At 71.8% G+C, this 14,764-nt stretch carries 12 protein-coding genes; 2 read left to right on the forward strand and 10 right to left on the reverse strand.

The window, feature by feature from the left end:
• Positions 1-4: 4 nt before the first annotated feature.
• The 7 genes from WMF31_RS27205 to WMF31_RS27235 all read right to left on the reverse strand — a co-directional run bounded on the left by WMF31_RS27205 (position 5) and on the right by WMF31_RS27235 (position 8,617).
• Positions 5-1,348: an MFS transporter gene (locus WMF31_RS27205; RefSeq protein ID WP_436606605.1), complete on the reverse strand. Its 1,344-nt coding sequence runs from the start codon at positions 1,346-1,348 to the stop codon at positions 5-7.
• Positions 1,349-1,379: 31 nt separating this feature from the next.
• The gene (locus WMF31_RS27210; RefSeq protein WP_436604740.1) at positions 1,380-2,288 is read right to left on the reverse strand and encodes an AAA family ATPase; all 909 of its coding nucleotides are present in this window, start codon (positions 2,286-2,288) and stop codon (positions 1,380-1,382) included.
• A 119-nt stretch (positions 2,289-2,407) separates the two neighbouring features.
• Positions 2,408-3,370 (reverse strand): FecCD family ABC transporter permease, encoded by a 963-nt coding sequence (locus WMF31_RS27215; RefSeq protein WP_242516052.1) that lies wholly within the window; start codon positions 3,368-3,370, stop codon positions 2,408-2,410.
• Positions 3,367-4,164, reverse strand: a complete 798-nt coding sequence (locus WMF31_RS27220) for an ABC transporter ATP-binding protein (RefSeq protein WP_129346750.1) — start codon at positions 4,162-4,164, stop codon at positions 3,367-3,369. Before WMF31_RS27220 ends, WMF31_RS27215 begins: the two co-directional genes overlap by 4 nt.
• On the reverse strand, positions 4,161-5,090 hold the full coding sequence (locus WMF31_RS27225; protein WP_129346749.1) for an ABC transporter substrate-binding protein: 930 nt from the start codon (positions 5,088-5,090) through the stop codon (positions 4,161-4,163). The genes WMF31_RS27220 and WMF31_RS27225 overlap by 4 nt, the downstream gene beginning before the upstream one ends.
• A gap of 56 nt (positions 5,091-5,146) precedes the next feature.
• Positions 5,147-6,751, reverse strand: a complete 1,605-nt coding sequence (locus WMF31_RS27230; protein WP_165373123.1) for a cobyric acid synthase — start codon at positions 6,749-6,751, stop codon at positions 5,147-5,149.
• Between the two features lie 120 nt (positions 6,752-6,871).
• Positions 6,872-8,617 (reverse strand): nitrilase-related carbon-nitrogen hydrolase, encoded by a 1,746-nt coding sequence (locus WMF31_RS27235; protein ID WP_436604741.1) that lies wholly within the window; start codon positions 8,615-8,617, stop codon positions 6,872-6,874.
• A 679-nt stretch (positions 8,618-9,296) separates the two neighbouring features.
• Here WMF31_RS27235 and WMF31_RS27240 point away from each other — a divergent pair.
• Positions 9,297-10,262, forward strand: coding sequence for an OmpA/MotB family protein (locus WMF31_RS27240; protein ID WP_436604742.1), 966 nt, complete (start codon positions 9,297-9,299; stop codon positions 10,260-10,262).
• Positions 10,263-10,295: 33 nt separating this feature from the next.
• On the opposite strand, the gene WMF31_RS27245 is transcribed toward WMF31_RS27240, so the two are convergent.
• Positions 10,296-10,760, reverse strand: a complete 465-nt coding sequence (locus WMF31_RS27245) for a methyltransferase family protein (RefSeq protein WP_436604743.1) — start codon at positions 10,758-10,760, stop codon at positions 10,296-10,298.
• Positions 10,761-10,817: 57 nt separating this feature from the next.
• Between WMF31_RS27245 and WMF31_RS27250 the strand changes: the two genes are divergently transcribed.
• Positions 10,818-11,480 carry a TetR/AcrR family transcriptional regulator gene (locus WMF31_RS27250; protein WP_129346744.1) on the forward strand — a complete coding sequence of 221 codons (663 nt, stop codon included), beginning with the start codon at positions 10,818-10,820 and terminating at the stop codon, positions 11,478-11,480.
• A 16-nt stretch (positions 11,481-11,496) separates the two neighbouring features.
• Here WMF31_RS27250 and WMF31_RS27255 read toward each other — a convergent pair whose 3' ends face one another.
• Together WMF31_RS27255 and WMF31_RS27260 are read right to left on the reverse strand one after the other, a co-directional pair.
• Positions 11,497-14,127, reverse strand: a complete 2,631-nt coding sequence (locus WMF31_RS27255) for a VIT domain-containing protein (protein WP_436604744.1) — start codon at positions 14,125-14,127, stop codon at positions 11,497-11,499.
• Positions 14,124-14,579, reverse strand: a complete 456-nt coding sequence (locus tag WMF31_RS27260) for a helix-turn-helix domain-containing protein (protein ID WP_436606606.1) — start codon at positions 14,577-14,579, stop codon at positions 14,124-14,126. Before WMF31_RS27260 ends, WMF31_RS27255 begins: the two co-directional genes overlap by 4 nt.
• Between the last annotated feature and the right edge of the window lie 185 nt (positions 14,580-14,764).

Consider the following 14,764-nt stretch of genomic DNA (forward strand, 5'->3'; position numbering starts at 1 on the left):
AGCGCTACGCGCCGTCTCTTGACAGGACTTCGTACCGCGCGCAAGCAGAATCGCTGGCGTCGGGGAGGAGAGAGTCGATCTCTCGGATCGAGCGGACCTTGTACGCGGCTGCAGCGAGCCCCATGGTGGCCAGGCCCGCGACGATGAAGAGGAGACTCATCCCAGAGCCCGGGCCCGAGCCGACGAGCCAAGAGAGGAACGGGACCCAGGTCCCCCCCGGAGATAGCGCCGGTTCCAGCACGTAGTCCGCGAGGGGGCCGGCGACGAGCATGGCGACGGGAACCATCGCATCGACGACGATGCGCCGCGCGGCGAAGACCCGCCCCTGGGCGTCGGGATGGATCTTCGACTGCCAGATGGCCTGGTTGCACCCGTACAGGATCGGAAAAAAGAAAGACGTCAGGAAGGACGCCACGCCCCAGGTCACAGGCGTGCGACCGAGGCCGAGCAGCACCTGACCGAAGAGGCCGTTGAGAAAGATCATCAAGAGCACTCCCTGGATGCGCTTTCGTGGCCCTCCCCACAGGCCCATCGCGATGCCTCCGGCCACGCCTCCAGCCGCGCCTGCGACCATGACCGACGCCAGCGCTGCCTCGTGACCTCCCGTCCGGGCGAGGACCAAGGGCGGCAGCAGGATCCCGAACATGCTCAGAAAATTGTTGGCCGCGAGGACATACAGCAGCCCGACGAGGCTCTTGCTGCCAAAGACCGTCCGGAAACCGTAGATCGCCTCCTCGACGAACCGGGGGCGGGCCCTGGGCTCGGTAGCCAGCGCGCGCTCGGGGACACGAACGAGGAACAGGAGGACGACGGCGATCGCGAAGGTGGCCGCATCCAGCAGGAGAACGCCGTCGAGGCCGATGTGGCGGTACAGCACCGACGCTGCCGCCGGGGAGACCAAGCCGGAGAGCGACAGCGACAGCGACATCATGCCGCTGGCGCGCGCATAGGACTCCTTGGACAGGAGGACGGTCACCGCGCCCAGATAGGCCGGGGCCTGGAAGGCGACGAAGGCGCCGGTCAGCAGCTTGGCCACGTAGAGGTGCCACGGCTCCAGCCCGATGGTCCTGTGGATGCACACGAGCCCGACCGTCACCGCAGCGACCCCCAGGTCGGCCAGCGCCATCGCCCACCGCCGGTCGAGGCGATCGACGAGCACGCCGGCGAGCGGGCTGACCAGGACGACGACGCCGAACGAACACAGCTCGAGGGTGGTGATGGACACGGCGTGCTGCGTCCGGTCCCAGAGCCACAGGGTGATCACGAAGCTGCTGGCGCCGGTCCCGAGCGTCGACAGGAGCTGACCGAACCAGATCGCGAGAAATGACCTCGGCAGCGCCCGGAGCATCCTACCGATCACCTCGCCGGGCGCTGCCGCCTCACTGGACCGCGCGGGCGCTCATGGGCTCAGGCTCCGCGAGGGACATCGAAGGAGAGCCGGCGAGGACGCGCTCCGCCAGGAGCCGGAGGTTCAGGTGCTTGATGATGTGATCCGCGCAGCGATCCATCTCTCTGGCGAAGGCCTCGCTCGATGCGATGATCTCCGGCGCCGGGGCCGCCCCGCTCTCCTGGCCGACCATGGTGATGCCGGACAGGAAGGGGATGACGCCGAGGCAGGGGATCCCGGTCCTCTCCTCGAGAATGCGGACGCCGTCGGCGAACCCGCCCGGATCGCCGTGGAACTTGTTGATGATGAACCCGACGACCCGCGACCGCTCACGCTCCGTGAGGAGGGCCAGCGTCCCGATGATGGACGCAAACACGCCGGTCTGCTCCGCGCTCCCGACGAGCACGCATCGGGCGTCGAAGGTCTCCGCGACCCAGCAGTTCGACAGATCGCGCTCCTTGATGTTCAGCTCGACAGGACTTCCGCAGCCCTCCATGATGATGTGATCGAACCTGTCGGCGAGCCGGCGGTGGCACTTGGTGATGACGGCGCGGAGCGAGGTGCACCGATTCGAGACCGGGATCTCGGATAGCCCCGGAGAAGGTGCTCCCCAGACGATGATCTCGAGCTTGTCCCCGACCGTCTTGAACATCAACGGGTTCATGTCGACGTGGGGATCGAGGTTCGCCGCAATGGCCTGGTGCGCCTGGTGGACGTGGATCTCCCCGCCCGAGGCCGTGCGATAGGAGCCATGTCCAGACGACATCGACATGGGCTTGAACGGGGTCACGGCCTTGCCCTGGCTGCTGAGCCAGCGGCAGATGGCCAGCGTGACCAGCGTCTTCCCGACCAACGAGGATGTACCGAGGACAAGAACATTCGCGGAGTTCCTGCTCGCCATGGTTGATACGTCGCTCCAGGAAGATCGTGGACGCCGAGATGACCACTTTAAAGCAACGCTCAACCCGTATCAATCATTACCATTGTCGCACGACAATGATACAACAACGACAAATTATTTCACCTGTACTGTCGCGCGATCAGGTACACCAGGGTCGGCGCGCCGAGCGCGGCGGTGATGACCCCGACCGGCAGCTCGGCGCCTGCGATGAGGGTTCGCGCGATCGTGTCGCATAGCGCCAGGAATGCGCCGCCCACGACCAGGGACATGGGCAGCAGCACGCGCCGGTTGCTCCCGAGCGTGAGCCGGACGACGTGGGGCACCATCAGCTCGACGAAGGCGATCGGGCCGCACCAGGCGACGCACCCGGCGACGCCGAGCGCCCCGCAGCCGATCGCGATCGCACGGACCAGCGGGACGTTCATGCCCCGGCTATGCGCGAGCTCCTCGCCGGCCGCGAGGGCGTCGAGGGAGCGCGACAGGCCGATCAAGCCCAGCGCCGTGATCGAGGCGAACGGCAGCAAGAGGGCGATGCCACGGTATCCCACCTGCGGCAGGTACCCGAGCGACCAGCGCACCGCGGCGAGCGCGGCGGTCTCGTCGGCAGAGAATTGGATGGCCGACGACGCGGCGCCGACGGCGAGGGAGCTGGCGATGCCGGCGAGGATGATGTCATTGTTGCGCGCCCGCCTGCTCAACGCGACGAACGTCACCGCCGCGCTCACCCCCAGCGCCCCGAGGAACGCAGACAGGGTGAGGACCGGCAGCTCTCCCCAGACCATGCTGCGGACCCCGAACACGATGGCCACCAGGGCGCCGAACGTCGCCCCCGCCGTCGTCCCGACGGTGCTGGGCGTGGCCAGCGGGTTGAAGAAGATCACCTGGTAGGTCGCGCCGACCAGCGAGAGCGTCCCCCCGACCAGGACCGCCATCAGCACGCGCGGCACGCGGAGCTGCCAGAAGATGAACTCAGCGCTCTCTCCGACCAGCGGAGGGCCGACGAAGGGGGACACGCCGACGATGAGCGCGGCGCCCAGCACGAGCGCGACCATTCTCGCCCCGGCGCGGGCGCGGGGGCTCATGCGAGCGGAGCTGCGCCGGGCGGCTCGATCACGAACAGGCGCCGGCCCCCCACGTCCACCGCCCGCATCCGGACGCCGAACAGGGCGCCGAGCGAGGCCCCGAACTCCGCCGCGCCATAGCTCGTCACGAACTCGATGCGCCCGTTCTTCATCCCCACCACGCTCAGACGATCGATCTCGCTGTGGTGGACCGAGTACGCGAGTGCGTTCGCGTCGTGGGTGACGCAGAGGACGCTCCGGCCCGAGCGCCAGAGGCGCGCGAGCTGCCCGTAGAGCTCGAACTGCTGCGCCGGATCGAGGTGGTTTGCAGGCTCGTCCAGCAGCACGAGCGGCGTCTCCTGGGCGAGGAGCGCCGCGACGAGGACGCGCTGCAACTCGCCGCCAGAGATGTCGGTGATGAGGCGGCCCCCGAGCGCCGCCGCCCCCACCGAGGCCAGCGCCTCCTGCGCCGCGGCGAGCGAGCGCCCCCGGCTCTCCCTGAAGCGAAACCGGGCCGCGGCGACGAAGTCCACGGCCGGGATCGGCTCGAGGACGACCCCGCGCTGCGGCAGCCACCCGAGCTTCGCCGCGCGCCTCCTCCCGGACAGCGAGGAGAGCGCCTCGCCATCGACGAGCACTCGGCCCGAGGACGGCCGGATGACACCGAGCGCCACGCGCACCAGCGTCGTCTTTCCGGCGCCGTTGGGGCCCACGACCGCGACGAACTCGGACTCGCTGAGGCGCAGCGTGACGTCGTCGAGCAGCCTGTGCGCGCCCACCTGAACCGTGACATGGTCGAACTCGAGGACTGTCATCGGGGATGTGCGGTCGCATCGTGGATGGCCGCGGTGACCTTGTCAAGGAGCCCCAGTATACGCGGCCCGGTCGACTTGACCTCAGGGCCGTGAATGACACGGATGGCACCCCGCTTTGCCGCGGCGATCGGCAGCGCCTTCCAGTCGGCGATATAGCGAGCTTCCACGCTGTCCTCGATCCGATCGACGCCGACGAGGATGAGCACCACCTCCGGGTCCAGCGCGATGACCCGCTCCAGCGGCAGGTTGGGAGTTCGGGAGATATCCTCTGCGACCGCGTTGCGGCCGCCGGCCGCCTCGAGCACCGTTCCGTGGAGCGCGTTGCGCCGGAGGAACCAGATCTCGCTCATCTTCCCTGGGGTGGAGCCGAGCACCATGAGCACGCGCGGGGCCCCCTCCGGAGGCCTTTGGGAGAGCCGCTCCTCGAGCGTGGCGGCCAGCGCCTCCGCGGCGGCTTCACGCGACGTCAGCCGGCCGAGCGCTCGCGTGCTGCTGAGCACCTCCGAGAGGGTCAGCCAGGGCAGCAGCTCGGTGCGCGCGATCGCCCTGAGCGCCTCCACGCGCGAGCCCTGGGCGCGCTGGCTGAGGATGAGGGTCGGGCGCAGGCTCGCGATCGCCTCGATGTTCGGGGTCAGCGCGGTGCCCGCCCTGGGCCGGCGCTGCGCGCCCTCGGGGTAGTCGCAGTAATCGCTCACGCCCACGACGCTCTCGTCCGCGCCCATGGCGAAGAGCGTCTCGGTGATGGAAGGGGCGAGCGAGATGATGCGAAGAGCGTCGGCGCGCTCCGCAGGCGGGCGCGGGTCGCACGCCCAGGCGAGCAGCGCCGAGGAGGCCGCCCCGAGGACGAAGGCGCGACGGGCCGGGCGGCTGGCGGGGTGCCGCGCCGCCTCCTCCGTGGCCCCGGCTCTGCCGCTCGACCTCGCCAACGCTGGCCCCTCCGCCGCGACGTGTGGGGCGAACATGTCCCGGTGACGATGAGACGTCAACCTTGCCCCCCCGGCTGCATGCCCGGCGGCGCATCGCCGATCAGCATCCCAGAGAGAGAGGACGCGTCCAGGTGCCGCATGACGTGGCCTGTCCAGCGATCGATTTCGGCGTCATAGCCGCCCGAGAGATAGGAGCGCACGCCCGGCAGAGCCGGCCAGCCGCGCTCTCCTCGCAGGGTGTTCACGAGGTGAAGGCGGAACGCGTCGTTGTCGAGCAGGCCGTGCAGATAGGTGCCGGACACGCGGCCATCCTCCGTCTGCGCCCCGTCCAGGACGACGTCTCCGCTGCCGGCCCGCCTCAGGTGCAACAGCGGCCTGCAGCCCGGGTCGGTGCGCTCGGTCGAGCCCATGTGAATCTCGTAGCCCACGAGCTCCCCCACGCCCGGACGCGGCTCGGCGAGCACGGCGGTCGCCTGGGTCGTCGTCTTGCGAGCGCTCATGATCGTCCTCACGGGGAGCAGCCCGATGCCTTGGACAGGCTCGCCGGTCTCGTCCTCGACCTTGTGAGGATCTTCGATGCTCTGCCCCAGCATCTGCATGCCGCCGCAGATCCCGAGGATGCGGCCGCCGCGCGCGCGGCGCCGGGCGAGCGCGTCCGCCAGCCCGCGCTCGCGCAGCCACCTCAGATCCGCGACGGTCGCCTTGCTGCCGGGGAGGATGAGCAGATCGACGCTGGCCACCTGCTCCGGGCGCGTCACGTAGACCAGCCGCACACCCGGCTCCCGCGTCAAGGGGTCGAAATCGGTGTGGTTGGCGATGTGGGGGAGTTGCACGACGCCGATGGCCAGCGCCTGGCTGTCGTCCGCGCCCGCGCTGGGCGGCCCGTCGGCGAGCGCCACGCTGTCCTCGGCCTTCAGGCAGATGTCCGGCAGGTGAGGGATCACGCCCAGGCACGGCTTGCCGCTGCGCTCCTCCAAGAAGCGCACGCCGTCGGCGAAGAGCCGGCTATCGCCGTGAAACTTGTTGATGACGAACCCCGCGATGAGGCGCCGCTCCGAGGGGGTGAGCAGCGAGAGCGTGCCGAGGATCGACGCGAAGACGCCGCCTCGATCGATGTCCGCCACGAGCAGGCACGGCGCGCCCACGGCCCTCGCCACCCAGAGGTTCGAGACGTCCCGCGCCTTGATGTTCATCTCCGCCGCGCTGCCGGCCCCCTCGATCAGGACGACGTCGTGGCGGGTCGAGCACCGGCGGTAGCTCTCGAGGATGATGGGACGCAGGGCGCTGTGCCGCCGATCGGGCGGCAGCTCGCCGAGCTCCGGAGACACCTTGCCGCGCACCACGACCTGCACCGAGGCGGCGGCCCCCGGCTTGAGCAGCACCGGATTCATGTCGGCGTGAGGGGTGACGCCGGCCGCGAACGCCTGCTGCGCTTGAGCCCAGCCGATCTCGGCGCCGTCCGGCGTCACATAGGAGTTGAGGGCGATATTCTGCGCTTTGAAGGGCGCCACATCGACGCCGCGGCGGCGCAGCCAGCGCCCCAGCGCCACGACCAACAACGATTTTCCCACGTTCGATGCCGTGCCAAGGACCATCAAGGCGCGGGCGGGGCTCCGCCTCGCCCGGTCGTGGCGTGCCTCGCGCGTCGAGGGCTTGACCATACCGCGGAGTATACCCCGTCTCGCGGAGCACGGGGGGATCCTTCGGCGGAGGACGTCCGGGCGGCGCCGGCGCCGCGCCCAGCGACAGCCCGGCGCGGCACGGGACGGCGCATCGCGCGGTCAGTCGTCGAGGAGGGCCGCGAGATCGAATGGATAGTAACTGTTCAGGAACTTCTGGCGCACCGTGCTCGTGTCCAGGCTCATGATCTTGAGCCGGCCGCCGGCGCCGACGTCTTCCATGTTGCTGATGTAGCCTCCGCCGTTCGCGACGAGGATGCCGTTGCCCGTCCAGTCAGAGGCCGCCAGGTGCACCACCTCGTTCGTGCGGGTCTTCCACATGCGTCGGAGCGCGTCGACGTCCCAGTGGTAGCCGATGCTGCTCAGCGGGTCGTTCGGCGCGCGCGAGCCCGAGGTCGAGGTGATGAGCACGAGGTCGGCTCCTGCCTTGGCGAGGTGGGTCCCTGTCTCGGGGAACAGGGCGTCCTGCCCGGTGAGCACGCCGACGCGGGCGTTCGGGAGATCGAGCAGCACCGGCTCGGCCCCGCTGCCGTTCGCGAGGAAGGGGGTGTCGTGGATCTGGGCGTGCAGCGAGGGAGGCATCCCCGGACGGACGAGCACCAGGGACTCGCGCAATGTCGCCTGGTGCTCGTACTCGATCGCCGTCGTGACCAGCAGGGAGAGCCCGTTCTGCTCGACGAAGCCCTGGAGCGCAGACCAGGGGAACGCCGAGTGCCAGCCAGAGCTGGACGAGCTCACCGGCAGGACGGAGACCCCTAATCCCGGCAGGACGAGCACGTCGGCGTCCTGGCTCCGCATGGACCAGAGCTGGTTGATGGTCGTGATGTTGTGCGCAGGGAAGAGCGCCGGCTCGTAAGCCATCGACGCCACGCGCACAGGCCCCGCGGTGGGCAGGCCGGGCGCCGGCTCGTAGCCGAGATCGCGCCGGTAGTACGGGTTCGCGATCGCGCCGTACGCGCTCGGCTCCCGGTGGCTGAGCGAGTAGGCCGGGTTGCTCGCGTTCCCGATCCGCTCGTCGGGAACGACCACGGTCTGGTACAGGATCGTGTCGCCGGGAGACAGCGGGTCGTCCTCCGTCCGGTAGATGAGCTGGATGTCCCCATCCGGGCTGATCGCGGCGGACGGGGCGTCGTTCATGTAGTAGGTGAAGGGAGCGCCGAAGCGCTCGTCGACCTCGGTCCCCCACCGGTTCGCTGCGAGGAACCACAGGCCGTTCTCCCTGGCGCGCGTCTGCCAGATCTCCTCCTGCCCGTCGCGCCCCCACCAGTTGGCCGGCACCAGGACGATGTCCGCGCCCTCCAGCGCGATGATGCGCGTCCAGTCCGGAAGGTACGAATCGGAGCAGATGAGCATTCCGAGGTCCCCGTAAGGCGTCGTGATGACGTCGAAGGGGATGTCGCCGGCGTCGTGCCAGCCGGAGAGCCCCCGCTTCTGCTGCGTCTCGATGAGCCCGTCGGGACCGAAGAGCACCATGGTGTTGTATACGCCCTCCGAGGGGGTCACCTCGGCGATGCCGACGGCGACATAACCGTGGTACGCCATGGCGAGATCGCGGACGTTGTCCAGCTCGGGGTACGGAGAGGTGAACCCGAGGCTGTCCACCGCCTCTTCCCTGGTGATCGAGAAGCCCGTGGTGGCGAGCTCGGGGGTCACCACGATATCGGCGCCATTCTGGAACGCCTCCTCGACGAGGGCGTCGAGCGCGGCGACGTTCGCGGTGACCTCTCCCAGGCCCGGATTGGAATGAATGAGCGCGACCTTGGCCGAGGCGGCCGCCGCGTTCACGGCGAGCAAGAGGGCCGACGACGCAATGCCGCACGCGCTGAATTTTATTGAAATTCCGTTCATATCACCTTCCATCCTACCACGAGATCCATGATGGGGGGCTCTCGATCAGGAGCATTGGGATAGCAGGGATTCGCTCGTTTTACCGATGGCGGAATGGTGAGCAGGACGCGACATGCGTTTTTCAAGGACGGTCGTGGACGGGCCGGTGTCGTCACTGCGGTCGAGGATCGCGCCGGCGGCTCCGCAGCGCATCGCCCCTCCTCCTGAGCGCCCCGCATCCACGAGCTCGCCGAGCCCGCGCGGCGCGGCCATCGCGGCCGGGACGGCGGCCATCCCCACCGGGCGCTCGCGGGTGGTGCGGCCCTCTGGGGGCTCACCTCCGGGGCTTGCGTTCCGGCGAGCCCCTTTTGTGGCTCGCCTGCACTTCAGCCCCTCCGGTGAGCCCCCAGAGGGCCGCACCACCCGCGAGCGGGCGGACATCGCCCACCCCGCGCCCCGCCCACGGCGCCGAGAGCCCGGGACGCCGCCGCGGCGAGCTCCACTGGCACCTCCAGCCACCAGCGATGTGACGACTGACGACCGAGATCGAGCGCCTGCTCGCCTGGGCCTCCACGCGGCGCGCGTCTTGTCGGACCAGGGCGGCTCGGATAGGCTCCCGCTCCCTTCGGCGCGACGGCGCACCGGCGCGCCGAGGACCGACCCGAAGAATCCGGCGAGGAACGAGGAAGGAGCCTGTCACGTGCATTGGCCTGCCCAGGGTGTCACCGCGGTGAGCGCGAAGGGACGTGTGGGGCTCTCCCCTCCCCTCCCTGTCTCCGAGGGCGGCACGGCGCGCGTCGGCTCCCCGGCCGGAGCGCGCCCCGGCCGGCGGCAGGGCCCGGGCGGCAGGCGCCGCGCCGCCGCGCGCCTGCTCGCGCTGCTCGCGCCCGCGCTCCTCGTCGGGTGCGGTTACACCGAGTTCGAGTGGCAGGCGCAGCTCGACAAGATCGATCGCCTCCAGCGCGACCTGCAGAGCAGCGAGCAGCGCATCCGCCGACTCGAAGAGCAAGCCTCGCGGCCGGGCGCCGCGGCGCCGGTGCCAGGGGACGCCGACCGCCTGGACGTCTCGGGCATCGACCCGGGCGCGAGCGCGCAGCGCGGCGAGCCGGCCGGAGCGCGGCCGGAGCCGGACAGCGCCGTCCTGAGGGCGTTCCAGCCGCTCGCCACCGGCGAGATCACGGTCGCGCCGCGGGACGGCGATGTCGTGATCTCGATCCCGACCCGGCTCCTGTTCAAGGGAAACCGCGACGCGCTCTCCGCGGCAGGGGAGAAGGCGCTGCGCGAGCTGGCCGCGATCGTCCGCGGGAGCGAGCCGCTCCAGGCGCTCGGCTACCACGTCGTCGGCCACACCGTGAGCGGCGCGCCGACCGTGGCGTGGCGCAACGGCTGGGACGTGACGGTCGCGCGGGCGCGCGCCGTGATGCTCTTTCTGGCGCAGCCCAAGGAGGCTGGCCTGCCCACCGCGCGCCTGAGCCTCGCGAGCTTCGCCGACCTGCCCCCCGCCGATGCGGCCGGCGGCGCCCCCGCGCAGCCGCCGGATCCGCGCCTCGAGATCGTGGTGAGCGGGACAGCGCAGGAGGCGGGCAGCCCTGGCGGCGAGGCCCGCCCGGACGGCGGCGCCCGCCCGGGGGCCGGCGCCGCGGGCCGGGACGACACGTATCCCTGAGCGCGCCACCGCGGCCCCGGGCGCGGCCCCCGGTCAGAACCAGCGCCGCGTCGAGCGGGCGTAGGCCTCGTACAGGACGCCGAACCGGGCGCGCATCCGGCGCTCCTCGAACGCGATGTACCAGCGGTCGACGACCACGACGAAGGCGGCCGCGAGCAGGAACGCCGCCGCCGTGCCGCTCAGCATCGCCGCGCCCGCGGCGGCGAGGCCCATGCCGAGGTACATCGGGTTCCTGGACAGCCGGAACAGCCCGCCGGTCACGAGCCGCGTGGGCTCGGCAAAGGTGTTGATCTCCGTCGCGGCCCGCGCGAACTGCGCGCGCGCCGCGACGGCCACGGCGATCCCGAGCGCGAGCGGCACAAGGCCGCTCCAGCGATACGCCGCCGGGAGCACCGAGGGGCGCGGCAGGACGGCGTGCGTCAGCCCCATGGCCGCCACGACGAGGAGGAGGAGGATCGGCGGGAGCAGCTTGTGCGAGGATGCGTTCGACGTGTTCATGATCCGCCAGCCTAGCGACCCGGCAAACCACGGAAACTCGCGTTGGGGAGAGGGACGATGAGGGGCCCGCAGAAGCCGCGCAAGGAGCCTCGCCAGGCGCGTTCACGCTTCCTCGTGGAGACCATCGTCGAGGCCGCAGCTCGCGTTTTCGACGCGCACGGCTACGACGGGGCGAACACGAACCAGATCGCCCGGATCGCCGGCGTGAGCGTCGGGTCGGTGTACCAGTACTTCCCGAACAAGGACGCCCTCGTCACCGCGCTGCACGAGCGCCACGTGCGCCACATGCTGGAGCTCATCGAGCAGGTCGACGAGGCCACCTCCGGCGCCTCGCTGCGGGCGGCGACGGAGAGGATCGTCGCGAGGAGCCTCGAGCTCCACCGGGCAGAGCCGCGGCTCGCGCAGCTCCTCCACGCCGAGCTGCCGACGCTGGAGCAGCGGCGCGCGCTGAGCGCGGCCAGCCAGGCGGTATTCGACCGGACTCGACGCCTGCTATCGAGCCACAGGCCGGAGATCGTCCAGCCGGATCTCGAGCTCGCCACCTACGTGGTCCTGCGCATGTTCGAGGAGCTCGTCCACGCCGCGGCCCTCGATCCGCCGCCTGGCGTCGACGACGACGCGCTGCGGCGGGCCATCTCCGACGCGATCCTGGGTTACCTCACCGGCGCCGCGACGCCGGCGCAGGCGGGGACTCCCGCGGATCCGCCGCCGGTGCGGTGAGCGACGCGCGAGGCGGTCACGCGCCGCGCAGCGCCTCGACCCGCCTCCTGAGCGCGCCGGCGTCCCCGAGCTCGCCGAGGAGCGCGCGCGCCGGCCCCGACGCGGCGGCCGCCGCGGCCTCCTGGACCCGCGCCTTGAGCCGCCGCCCGCTCGCGACGAGGTAAGCCGCCGCGAGCGCCGCGGCCACCTCGCGGTCGGCGCCGCCGCGCTGGAGCAGTGACGCCGAGAGCGCGGCGAGCGCCTCCACGGCCTTGGCCACCTGGGCGCCGTAGATGGGATGGGCCGAGTCGACGCCCTGCGCATGGCACGTCGCGAGGCACAGCGCCGTGCTGGTGAGTCGCCCGAGATCGGTCGACTCTCCCCTCTCCCAGAGCCCGGACGCGAGCTGCTCCTCGAAGACGCGCCCCACGTCGACCCCGCCGGCAGAGGCCCCTCCGGGCGCCGCGCCCGGCGCGGGCGCCGGGGGCGCGGCCGGCGCGGCGGCGACCTGCGGCCTCGCGGGGGCGGCCGGCGCGGCGGCGCCCCTCGAGGCGAAGGAGCGCGGCAGGGCGGCCGCGTCGCGATCGTCGAAGCTCGCCCGCGCGATCGACGGCATCACCGCGCCGCCCGCCGGGGGCACGAGGTGGCTCGCGGCCCGCGCCGCCGCGGGCGCCACGCCGCGGGCGAGCATCGCATCGGCGGCCTTCATCATGAAGCGCGCGCCCGCGCCGAACGCGCCCGCCGCGCCCGCCCCGAACGCGCCCGCCGCGCCCGCGCCGAACGCGCCCGCGGCGCCGGCCATCGCCATCGTCGGGATCCTCGGGTCGGGACGACCGGACATCGCCCACCCCGCCGGGGCGCTCACCGGCACGGGCCGCGCCTCCGGCTGCCCGTGGGCCCGCCGGTCGCCCGTGCGCCGCTCGATCACCACGAACGACGCGTGCTTCGACGCCACCCGGTGCCGGACCGCGAGGTCCACGATGCGCCTCCGCATCACCTCGGCGCGCTTGCCGGACAGCCCTCGCTCCGCCTCCTCGAGCTCCCGCACCCGCGCCCCCGCCCACAGCGCCGGGAGCCCGGGCCGGGACGCCTCCGCCGCGAGCTCCACCGGCACCTCCAGGAAGAACCGCTCGCCGCGCAGGCGCCCGCGGATCTGGAGGCGCCCCACGCCCGGCTGCGCGTAACGGCCGTGGAGCACCCACGGCTCGCCGTCGACGAGCGCCGGGGGCTCGGCCGGCGCGAGCTCGCCCACGTCGACCCCCTCGAAGCGCGCCTCGACCCCGTCGATCCGGACCGCCGTCGCCCGCGCGAACTGCGCCGTGACCTTCTCGTCGATGCGCTCCCCTGGATGGATGAGCTCCGCGGCGCCCCGCGTCCTCCGCGCGAGGTCGAGCACGAGCAGGTCGCTCACGTTCGTCCCGATGCCGAACGTGTAGACCCGCACCCCCTCGCCGAGCGAGGCGACGCGATCGACGATCTCCGCCTCGTTCCCCACCTGGCCGTCCGTGAGCAGCACGATCACGCGGTCCCGCTCCGGGTCGCCGAGCATGCCCACGGCCGCGACCAGCGGCTCCAGCATCTCCGTGCCGCCGTGCGCCCCGAGGCCCGCGACGAACCCGTCGGCGCGCTCCAGGGTCTTCTGGGTGTAGGGCACGAGCGACGGATCCATGGCGCTGAAGTCGCTCGAGAAGGCGATCACCCCGAACCGGTCGCCCTCGGCGAGGTGCCGGAGGCACAGGCGGAGCGCCCGCCTCGCCTGCTCGATGGACTCGCCCTCCATCGAGCCCGACACGTCGACCACGAACACGACGTCGCGCCGGGCGGGGGCCCGCTTCGCGTCGAACAGGTCCGGCACCACGGTGACCGCGAACGTCCCCTCCTGGCCGGGCTGCCTGTCGCAGACCACGCCGGCCTGCACGCCGGGCGCGCCCGCGGCGAGCAGCACGAGGTCCCGATCGAGCGCCGCCTCGTCGCTCCGGAGCGAGACGCGCCGGCGATACCCCTCTTCACAGCGCACCTCGATCGCGTGCGACGGGCTCTCGATCGCGACGTCGCGCCCCAGGTCGAAGACGAGATCGAGGGAGAGCCCGTAGCCCACGCGCGCGATCTCGGGGGAGATGCGATCCGCGTCGGGGACGCGATCGGTGGGATCCGCGGCGCCGTGCCCGGTCCGGTCGCCCCCCGCCGCCCCCGGGATGTACCGGGGCGCGACGACGGTCGGGATCATGAGCCGCAGCGCGCCGTCCTCGGCCCGGAGCGGCTGCACGAACGACACCTCGATCACCGTCTCTTCCCCCGGCAGGAGGTTGCCCACGCTCGCGGTGAACACGTTGCGCCGCTCCTCGTCGAGCAGCGCCGCGCCGTGCCCGGCGGCGACCGCCTCGTCGTAGGACAGGAACGCCTCCTCCCGCTCCTTGACCTCCCCCTCGAGCCGCCGGCCCGCGCACTCCATGGCGAAGCCGACGATCGTCGCCTCGCTCGGGAGCGGGAAGGTGTAGACGGCCTCGATGGGCCGCCGCTCCTCGTTCCGGTAACGCTGCCGCACGACGAGCCGCGCCGCGCCGCCGAGGACCTCTCCGGAGAGAGAGACGCCGCGCAGCGGGACCGGGCGGCCCTCCGAGGAGCACAGGCAGGACGTCGGACGCGGCGCTTCGGGGGACGAGCTCATCGTGAGCCTCTCGGGGCAAGGGTGGAGTGACGGGACGCGATATCGAGGGCGATGCGCCGCGAGCGCTCCGGCGCGTCGCCCCGCACGTGGAGCTCCACGCCGTCGGCGATCGGGATGCGCTCCCAGCGCTCGCCGCCGCCGCGCGCGGGCGGCGGACACGCGACCTCCGCGCCGGGACAGCCAGCGAGGGCCGCGCGGGGCGGCGCCCCCGAGGCGAGGCGCTCGATCTCGGGGAGGCCCGCGCCCGCGAGGCGCGCCTGGATCTCCTCCAGCGGCCAGTGGGCCTGCTGGAGCGCCTTGATGGCGCGCAGCCGGGCGAGGTGCTCCCGCCCGTACGAGGTGTCCTTCCCGCGGAACTCGGGCGCCGGCAACAGGCCGCGCTGCACGTAGTACCGGACCGTGCGCGGCGCCACGCCCGCCTCGCCCGCGAGCTCGTCGAGCTTGTACGTCATCACGAGGCCCAGGCTAGATCATGACACTACAACTGTCAAGTAGACACTACTCGACCCCGATCGCGCGCTTCCGGAGAGCGACTGTGCAAGCAACACGCTCGATGCCCCGGTGACCACATCCCGGAGGATGCCCAGGAGGCGCGCGGGAAATGTCGAACATGTCCTCTCGCTTACCATCGCTATCC

Source organism: Sorangium sp. So ce1036 (genome assembly GCF_051369805.1).
GTDB lineage: Bacteria > Myxococcota_A > Polyangia > Polyangiales > Polyangiaceae > Sorangium > Sorangium cellulosum_F.

Coding starts and splice junctions, on each gene's coding strand:
- WMF31_RS27260 (WP_436606606.1), bottom strand. CDS start 14,579: ATGACGTACAAGCTCGACGAGCTCGCGGGCGAGGCGGGCGTGGCGCCG.
- WMF31_RS27245 (WP_436604743.1), bottom strand. CDS start 10,760: ATGAACACGTCGAACGCATCCTCGCACAAGCTGCTCCCGCCGATCCTC.
- WMF31_RS27250 (WP_129346744.1), top strand. CDS start 10,818: ATGAGGGGCCCGCAGAAGCCGCGCAAGGAGCCTCGCCAGGCGCGTTCA.
- WMF31_RS27205 (WP_436606605.1), bottom strand. CDS start 1,348: ATGCTCCGGGCGCTGCCGAGGTCATTTCTCGCGATCTGGTTCGGTCAG.
- WMF31_RS27255 (WP_436604744.1), bottom strand. CDS start 14,127: ATGAGCTCGTCCCCCGAAGCGCCGCGTCCGACGTCCTGCCTGTGCTCC.
- WMF31_RS27220 (WP_129346750.1), bottom strand. CDS start 4,164: ATGACAGTCCTCGAGTTCGACCATGTCACGGTTCAGGTGGGCGCGCAC.
- WMF31_RS27230 (WP_165373123.1), bottom strand. CDS start 6,751: ATGGTCAAGCCCTCGACGCGCGAGGCACGCCACGACCGGGCGAGGCGG.
- WMF31_RS27235 (WP_436604741.1), bottom strand. CDS start 8,617: ATGAACGGAATTTCAATAAAATTCAGCGCGTGCGGCATTGCGTCGTCG.
- WMF31_RS27215 (WP_242516052.1), bottom strand. CDS start 3,370: ATGAGCCCCCGCGCCCGCGCCGGGGCGAGAATGGTCGCGCTCGTGCTG.
- WMF31_RS27210 (WP_436604740.1), bottom strand. CDS start 2,288: ATGGCGAGCAGGAACTCCGCGAATGTTCTTGTCCTCGGTACATCCTCG.